Source organism: Candidatus Accumulibacter cognatus (genome assembly GCF_000584975.1).
GTDB classification, from domain to species: domain Bacteria; phylum Pseudomonadota; class Gammaproteobacteria; order Burkholderiales; family Rhodocyclaceae; genus Accumulibacter; species Accumulibacter cognatus.
The window spans coordinates 1-7936 of sequence record NZ_JDST02000027.1; the positions used below are offsets into that span (position 1 = coordinate 1).

The 7936-nt window shown below is 66.9% G+C and carries 5 protein-coding genes; 3 read left to right on the forward strand and 2 right to left on the reverse strand.

The annotated features are described in order from the left end of the window. On the reverse strand, positions 1-1744 hold a 1744-nt coding region (locus AW06_RS05855; protein ID WP_034947092.1), incomplete at its 3' end, for an Ig-like domain-containing protein. 2117 nt (positions 1745-3861) lie between these two features. Beyond that, a complete protein-coding gene (locus tag AW06_RS20015; RefSeq protein ID WP_273704428.1) occupies positions 3862-5370 on the reverse strand; it encodes a DUF6531 domain-containing protein in 1509 nt (502 codons plus the stop codon). 337 nt (positions 5371-5707) lie between these two features. On the opposite strand from AW06_RS20015, the gene AW06_RS05870 reads away from it, so the two are divergent. The 3 genes from AW06_RS05870 to xerD are packed head-to-tail and all read left to right on the forward strand — an operon-like array spanning position 5708 to position 7691. Then, positions 5708-6280 carry a chalcone isomerase family protein gene (locus AW06_RS05870; protein ID WP_034947100.1) on the forward strand — a complete coding sequence of 191 codons (573 nt, stop codon included), beginning with the start codon at positions 5708-5710 and terminating at the stop codon, positions 6278-6280. Positions 6281-6301: 21 nt separating this feature from the next. Continuing rightward, the gene (locus tag AW06_RS05875; RefSeq protein WP_034947102.1) at positions 6302-6790 is read left to right on the forward strand and encodes a methylated-DNA--[protein]-cysteine S-methyltransferase; all 489 of its coding nucleotides are present in this window, start codon (positions 6302-6304) and stop codon (positions 6788-6790) included. Continuing rightward, entirely contained in the window at positions 6777-7691 is a 915-nt protein-coding gene (gene xerD, locus AW06_RS05880) for a site-specific tyrosine recombinase XerD (RefSeq protein ID WP_034947104.1), read from the forward strand. Before AW06_RS05875 ends, xerD begins: the two co-directional genes overlap by 14 nt. The last annotated feature ends 245 nt before the right edge of the window (positions 7692-7936 follow it).

Consider the following 7936-nt stretch of genomic DNA (forward strand, 5'->3'; position numbering starts at 1 on the left):
TGCCACCACCTGAGTAGTTACCCCTGAAGTAATTGTAGTGCAGCTTGGTTTCCCGATCGAAGTACTGCCCTGGGAAGCGCAGATTGATCGTAGTTGCCTTCCCGTCGCCGTCGGGGTCCTCCTCGGGCAAGGCCATCCCGAACGGCTCGCCCGTTGGAAGGTTGCGCCAGACGACGACGTTGGCTTCGTTGGTCGCCACCCGCGGTGTGCCGAGGTGATCGCCGTGCAGGTAGAGGACGGTCGGCCCGCTAGCGGTGACGGTGATCGTGCGCGCGACGCTGGTCGTCGCAGCGCCCTGGTGGTCGGTCGCCTGGGCGGTCAGGCTATAGCTGCCGGCCGGGACGCTGTTCCAGGTGACGGTGTACGGGGCGGCGGTGGCGGTGCCAATCAGCGTCGTTCCCTGGAAGAACTCGACCTTGCTGATCGTCCCGTCGGTATCGGCGGCGGTCGCGGTCAGGGGGATCGCCGCCGGAGCGACGAAACTCGCGCCCGCGGCCGGGGCCGTCAGGCTGACAGTCGGCGCCTGGTTGCCCGCCTGTACCGTGACCGTGCGGGCCGCGCTGGTCGTCACGCCCCCGGCGCTGTCGGTCGCTTGGGCGGTGAGACGGTAACTGCCGGCCGTCGTCGGCGTCCAGGAGAGGGTGTTGGGACGGGCCGTGCCGCCGCCGATCAGGGTCGCTCCCTGGTAGAAATCGACCCGGGTGATCGGCGTGTCGACCTCTACACCGTCGGCGGTCGCACTGACGGGGACGGTCGCCGGCAGGGAATAGACGGCGCCGTCGGCCGGCGCGGTGAGACTGACGGTCGGCGGGGTGTTGGTCGCGTTGACGGTGATCGTCCACGCGGCGCTGGTCGTCGCAGCGCCTTGGTGGTCGGTCGCCTGGGCGGTCAGGCTGTAGCTGCCGGCCGGGACGCTGTTCCAGGTGACGGTGTACGGGGCGGCGGTGGCGGTGCCGATGAGCGTCGTTCCCTGGAAGAACTCGACCTTGCTGATCGTCCCGTCGGTGTCGGCGGCGGACGCGGTCAAGGTGATTGCGGCGGGGGCGACGTAGCTCGCCCCATTGGCCGGGACCGTCAAGCTGACGGTCGGTGCCTGGTTGATCGCCTGCACCGTGATCGTGCGCGCGGCGCTGGTCGTCGTCGCCCCACCGCTGTCGGTCGCGCGGGCCGTCAGGCGGTAGCTGCCGGCCGTCGCCGGCGTCCAGACCGTCGCATAGGGCGCTGTCGTGGTGCTGCCGATCAGCGTCACTCCCTGGTAGAAGTCGACCCGGGTGATCGGGGTATTGACTTCGACCCCGCTCGCCGTCGCGCTGACCGTGACGCTCGCCGGCAGGGTATGGACCGTACCGTCGGCCGGCGCCGTGAGACTGACCGTCGGCGGGGTGTTGCCGCCGTTCACGGTGATCGTCCGCGCGGCGCTGGTCGTCACTCCCCCGGCGCTGTCGGTGGCCCGCGCGGTGAGGGGGTGGCTGCCGGCCGGGACGTTGTTCCAGGTGAAGGTGTAGGGACTGGCGGTGAGTGTGGCGAGCACCGTGGCGCCGTCGAGGAACTCTACCTGCGTCAGCGTCGTGCCGGCACTGGCGGTGGCGCTGACGGTCAGGCTCGCCGGGGCGAGGTAGGTCGCGCCGGCCGCGGGCGCGCTGAGACTCACCGTCGGGGCGGCGTGGGCCAGGCGGATCAGGCCGATCAGGACGAGCAGCAGGAAGGAGGCGAGGCGGCGCAGGGCTGGGCGAAGACTGGGCATGATCGTTCTCCCCCTACCTTATTGAAGGATGGCCAGCGGCTGGTCGCCGAGCCAGACGTAGTCTTTGCGGGGGCTGCCGTCGGGGGCGGTTTCGCTGATCAGCCGGCCTGCCTGGTCGTAGTGGTAGAGGGTGTCGTCGCTTCCGGTCTTGCGAATGCGCTGGCCGAGAGGGTCGAGGCGGTAGGTGGTGGCGACGCCGGCGACGGTGACGCCGGTCAGGCGGCCGCGCGCGTCGTAGGTGAAGGTCTGGCCGGCCCCGTCGGCGGCGAGGCTGCCGTTGGCGTCGGTGGTGTAGGCCTTGGCTTGGCTGCCGGCGATGGCCGACAGGCGGTTGCTGGTCGGGCTGAGGGTGTAGCGGCGCGTGGCGGCGCCGCTGGTCTGGCTCAGGCGGTTGCCGGTGGCGTCGTAGCCGTAGCCGTGGGTGACGCTGGGCAGGACGGCCTGGGTCAGCCGGTCGAGGGGGTCGTAGCCGTAGCTCGCGGTCTGGGTGGGGTCGCTGAGCTTGCTTTGACTGGCAAGACGCGAGGCGCTGTCGTAGGCGATCTGCCAGGTCTCGTTGGCGAGGATGTAGCTCGCCGGCCGGCCATCGGCGTCCTGGCCCCAGGTGAGGCGCTGTCCGGAGCCGTTGGTGAGCTGCTGGAGGGCGCCGCTGGGGTGGTAGGTGATGGCGCTGGCGAGCGTCTTGACCTGACCGCTCGTGGTGAGCCGGACTTCGCTGATCTGCCCTTGGGGGTTGAGGCTGTAGTCGATCTGTTGGCCGCCCGGCGTGGTGAGGCCGGTCAGGCGGCCGTGGGTGTAGCGGTAGTGGGTGGTGAAGGGGACGCCGGCGATCTGGCGGGTTTCCTGGGTCAGGCGTCCGTGCGGGTCGTATTGGCGGTCGATGGCGGTGAGCAGGGTGTCGGCGGCGTCGCGTTGTTCGATGTGGGTGAGGCGGTTGAGGGCGTCGTATTGACGGAAGGTCGTCTGGCCCTGGGCGTCGGTGTGGGTCAGTTCGTTGCCGGCGGCGTCGAAGGTCCGGCTGCTGACGCCGCTGTCGGGGGAGTCGAGGCCGGTGGCGTTGCCCAGGCCGTCGACGGTGTAGCGCGTGGCGAGGTTTCTCGGGTCGGTGACGCGGCTCAGGCGGTGCTGTCCGTCGTAGGCGTACTGGGTGAGGCCGCCACTTGGATCGGTGACCCGGATCAGGCGGTTGAGGGCGTCGAAGGCCTGGGTGCTGCTGCGGGTGCCGGCACCGTGCGGGGTGGTGAGGGTGGTGAGGTTGCCTTGCGGATCGTAGGCGTAGTCGGCCTGGAGTTGGTCGAGCGCGCCGAGTTCGCGGGTCAGGCGGCTGAGCGCGTCATGGACGCGTTGGCGGGTCTGGCTGAGGACGTGGGCGGGGTCGCGCCATTCTTCTTTGACGCGATTGCCGGCGGCGTCGAGGGTATAGGTGAGGGTGTTGCCGAGGGCGTCGGTGATTTGCGTGAGGCGGTGGGCGGGGTCGTAGGTGTAGGCGAGGAAGCTGCCATCGGGTGGCGTGAGGCGGGTGAGCTGGCCGGCTGGGTCGTAGGTGTAGGCGGTGTGTTCGTCGCCGACGGTCTGGCTGGTGAGGCGGCCGCGCGCGTCGTAGGTGAAGGTGGTGACGAGGCCGTTCGGGTCGATCAGGGTGAGCGGCCGGCCGTTCAGGTCGTAGGCGGTGAGGTCGCTGCGCTGCCCGAGGGCATTGGTGACGCTGGCGAGCTGGCCGCGTTTGCCGGGGTCGGGGTCGGCGGCGTCGTAGTAGGTGTAGGTGGTGAGGTCGGCGACGTCGGTGCGCGGGCCGTCGGCGGTGAGGACCTGGCCGACGCTGTGGTAGGTCCAGGTCCAGGTGCGCGGGCTGCCGACCAGGGGGGCGGCGAAGCCCTGGCTGCCGTTGACGTCGGGGGTGGCTTGTTCGCTGCGCGTGAGGAGGTTGCCGGCGGGGTCATAGGTGAAGGTGGTGCGCTTGAGGGGTTCGGCGATACGCAGCGGCAGGCGCCAGGCGGGATGCCATTCGGTGCGGGTGGTGCGCGCGTCGGGGGTGCCGGCGGCTTCGATGCGCTGGGTTTCGAGGTGGCGGCTGTCGTAGGTGTAGAGGGTGAGGTGGCCGTTGAAGTCGGTCTGGCTCAGGAGGTTGCCGTTGCTGGGGTCGTAGGTGAAGCGGCGGGTGAACCCGGGAACGAGGGGCTGGCTGATCGTCGAGACGCGGCTGGCGCCGAGGAGGTTCTCTCGAACTGGTACTGGGTGACGGCCGCCAGGGGGTTGGTGACGGTGCTGCCGGTCATCTTGCCGGTGGCGTCTTTCTGATAGACGAAGGTGTGGCGGTCGACGCCACCTGCGTGTTCGCTGCTCGCGGCGAGTGCGCTGGGGTCGTAGGTCCAGGTGGCGTAGGGAGTGGCGTTTTCGTCGGTGAGGCCGCTGAGCAGGGCGGGTTCGACGTGGCCGCCGACGGTGATGCTGGTGTAGCGGTAGTGGCGGCTGTGGCTGTCGGGATAGGTGACGCTGGCGAGGTGGCCGTCGGCGTAGGTGTAGGTGATCTTCTCGGCAGCGGGGGTGGTGACTTCGGTCAGGAGGTTCTGGGCGTTGTAGGTGAAGCTGAGGCGGCGGCCGAAGGGGTCCTGGATGTCGGCGAGCCGGTCGCTGCCAGGCTGGTAGTGGTAGGTGAGCGAGCGGCCGCCGCGTTCGACGCGGCTGAGGCGCCGGCCGGCGGCATCGAAGGTTTCGACGGCGTCGTCGCTGTCGCGGTAGCTCCAGCCGGTGGGGGTCTTTTGCAGCAGACCGACGATGTCGGCGTCGCTGACCCAGTCGGTGGCGCTCCCGGGCTGGGGGTGGAAGTGCAGGATCTGGCCGTCGCCACGCAGCAGGAGGACGAGGTTGACGCCAGCGGCGGGGTTGAGGAGGACGTCGTGGTTGTGCCGCCAGCAGTTGCCCATGCTGCGTTGGGCGCTGCTTTGGCTGTGGTAGGGGCTCTGGCTGTGGTAGTAGCGCTGGAAGGTCAATAAGGGCGAGGCGCCGCCGAAGGTGTAGTCGGTTTCCCGCTGGATCTTGCAGCCTTGGCCGGGGAGGATCGGGTTGGAGAGGCACAGGTCGGGGGCCTTGACCGGCGGCGCTGGCGTACAGAGGGCGGAACCGGGAAGCTTTGCCAGACCGCCAGAGCAGCCGCAAGGGAGGGGAAAGTCTTCGCCGGGAGCGATGCCTTTCACGAATTCGTCGGTGTAGGTGGCGCTCAGCGGGTGGGCCGCCAAGGAGAAGTCGACAGTGGCCACGCCGTCGTTGATGGCGCCGAGGAAGCGGTCATGTGGGATCAAGCCCATGGAGCCACACTGGTTGCGAAAGACCCGCGAGAAATTCAGCGCGCGGTACGCTCGAATGACGGCATCTGGCGTTCCCACGAACGGCGTGCCACTGCAATAGCTGGGCACGCCGCCCGAGCAGAGGAGGATCGTCACCTGGTACTCATAGCTGCCGTCCGGGTAAGCGGCAGTCGCAAAGAACTCGTTGCCAATCGTGCTGACTCCGGCTCCGACCGTGCAGGTCGCGGCACCGGCTGTGAGAGGCGAGGTTGCGGCGGCGGCGAAGAAAACCAAACGAAGGGTGGCGCCAAGCTGTCGCGGCGGGCCTTTGCGGTCGTACATCATTTTCTCTCCCCCTCTGGTGCATTCAAAATGCGATGATGCGATGCCAGTTACTCATGTGTCTGGAGTTCCCCGTCCAGAACTGCGCGCTCCCGCTTTCGGTGGGTGGTGTCCGTGAACAGGATGGGAGGCTCATGGCTCTGACCGAAGAGAACGCCGATAAAACCCTGATGATCAGAGGATTACGCTCAAAGTATCAGTTTTTGCTTTTGGTGTTTTCAACCCTTCATCCCCTATCGATTTTAGATAAACTATCCCCTTACTGCACTGCGGCAGCGGGCGGACGCCGCAGTGGCTTGACCAGACCCGCCGGAGCATGTGACCCAAAGGAGACATCATGAAACATCTACTGGCGGCGGCGATTGCCGCCCTGTTCTTCAACCTCGCGGCTGCCGTTGAAGTCGCCGGCGTCAAATTCGACGACAAGACGCGCGTCGGTCCCGGCGAACTGGTGGTCAATGGCGCAGGACTGCGCAAGAAGGCCGTCTTCAAGGTCTATGCGATGGCCCTCTATCTGCCGGAGAAAAGCGGCGACGCCGCGGCGGTGCTGGCCGCCAAAGGTGGCAAGCGGATTTCGATCAGTCTGCTGCGCGACCTCTCGGCGCAGCAATTCGTCGAAGCGCTGCAGGAAGGCGTCGCCAACAACCATTCGGAAGCGGAAATGGCGAGCCTCAAGGATCGCCTGAAACAGTTTTCAGATACCCTGCTCGCCGCGGGAGAACCCAAGACGGGTACCAGCGTGTTCATCGACTGGCTCCCAGAGACGGGTACACGGCTCACCGTCAATGGTCAGGTCAAGGGCAAGGACCTCGCCGGCGACGATTTTTACAAGGCACTGCTGAAAATCTGGCTCGGCAACAAGCCGGTCCAGGATGACCTGAAGCAGGCTCTGCTCGGCAAGACCTCCTGAAGTCCGTTGCAGGACACTACGATGCGCCTCCGGGTCGATCCGGCCGAGCCGCCTTTCCAGGCGATCATCAGCGCTGCGGTGTTCAGCCTCGGCGTGTGCGGCGATGAGCTAGAAATTCATCGCATCGCCTTTCTTCCGCCAACTGACGAAATGGCCCCTCGGAATCCGCTTGCTGCGGAAGTGGCACGCCAGTTGTGCGCCTACCTGGCGGATGCCGAATACCCTTTCGTCTTGCCCTTGCGCGCTGCGGGGACGCCTTTTCAGCGCCGCGTCTGGCAGCAGATCGCGGCCATTCCGACACACCAGACGCGCAGCTATGGCGAGATCGCCCGAATGCTGCGCAGCGCGCCGCGGGCGGTCGGTCAGGCCTGCGCTGCCAATCCCTACCCGGTGGTCGTTCCCTGCCACCGGGTACTGGCGAGGGGCGGCAGATTGGGCGGCTTTGCTCATCAGAAAGACGGCTTTCTGCTCGATGTGAAGCACTGGCTGCTGGTACATGAAGGCTGCTGAGGCCGATCCCGGCGACCTTGCCGAAATCAATCGCTTCTGCGACACGCTCTGGCTGGAAGACGGTCTGGCCAGAGGCTCGCTGGACAGCTATCGCAGCGACCTGCTGCAACTGACGATCTGGCTGGCGGAGCAGCAACTCGGCAGCCTGTGCAACGCTGACGAAGCGATCCTGACGCGTTTCATCGCGATGCTGTCGCAAACGCTGCGCGCTTCCTCGCAGGCGCGTTACTTGTCGACGCTGCGCCGCTTCTACCGGTACCAGGTGGCGCAGGGCCGGCGCACCAGTGATCCGACGCTGAAGATCGCCATGCCGGTGCAATCCTCGCGGCTGCCCAAAGTGCTCTCCGAAGTCCAGGTGGAGCGCCTGCTCACTGCCCCCCGGCTCGACACGACGCTCGGGCAACGTGATCGGGCGATGCTCGAAACGCTCTACGCCACCGGCCTGCGCGTCAGCGAACTGGTCGGCCTCAAGGTGCACGAACTCCACCTCGACATGGGCGTACTGCGTGTTTTCGGTAAGGGCGGCAAGGAGCGCCTGGTACCGCTGGGTGAACAGGCGTGCGACTGGCTGCGCTGCTATCTGGGCGATGGCCGACCGGCGCTGCTCGCAGGTCGCCAGAGCGACGAGATATTCGTGACTGGGCGCGGCTCGGCGATGACCCGGCAGGCTTTCTGGCAGTTGATCAAGCGCTACGCCCTGCAGGCCGGCATGGAGCCTGCCCGCCTGTCACCGCACGTGCTGCGGCACGCCTTTGCCACGCATCTGCTCAATCATGGGGCCGACCTGCGCGTCGTGCAACTGCTGCTGGGCCATTCGGACATCTCGACGACGCAGATCTACACCCATGTCGCTCGCGAACGGCTCAAGGTCCTGCACGCCCAACACCATCCGCGCGGCTGATCGGCCGCCTGGCACGGCCCTCTTTTCGGATCGGCGGTTGCAGGCACGCGGAGACTCCGGGAACAACTGGCCGGCCTTGCTGTTCCCGCTGCAAAGAACCGACAATCGGCACAATCATGCAATCTGCCGTACCTTCAAGATCGTCCACGGCTTTTCGACAAGGGGGGTAGCCTGAAGCCGCCAGTTCGGCCATGTGCGCTTCCATGCTGAGTCGCGGACGCGACTTATACTGAAATAGGTAACAA

What these genes read in the sequence shown, in the direction of transcription:
- AW06_RS20015 (WP_273704428.1), bottom strand. Translation starts at nt 5,370, where the DNA reads ATGTACGACCGCAAAGGCCCGCCGCGACAGCTTGGCGCCACCCTTCGT.
- AW06_RS05870 (WP_034947100.1), top strand. Translation starts at nt 5,708, where the DNA reads ATGAAACATCTACTGGCGGCGGCGATTGCCGCCCTGTTCTTCAACCTC.
- AW06_RS05875 (WP_034947102.1), top strand. Translation starts at nt 6,302, where the DNA reads ATGCGCCTCCGGGTCGATCCGGCCGAGCCGCCTTTCCAGGCGATCATC.
- xerD (WP_034947104.1), top strand. Translation starts at nt 6,777, where the DNA reads ATGAAGGCTGCTGAGGCCGATCCCGGCGACCTTGCCGAAATCAATCGC.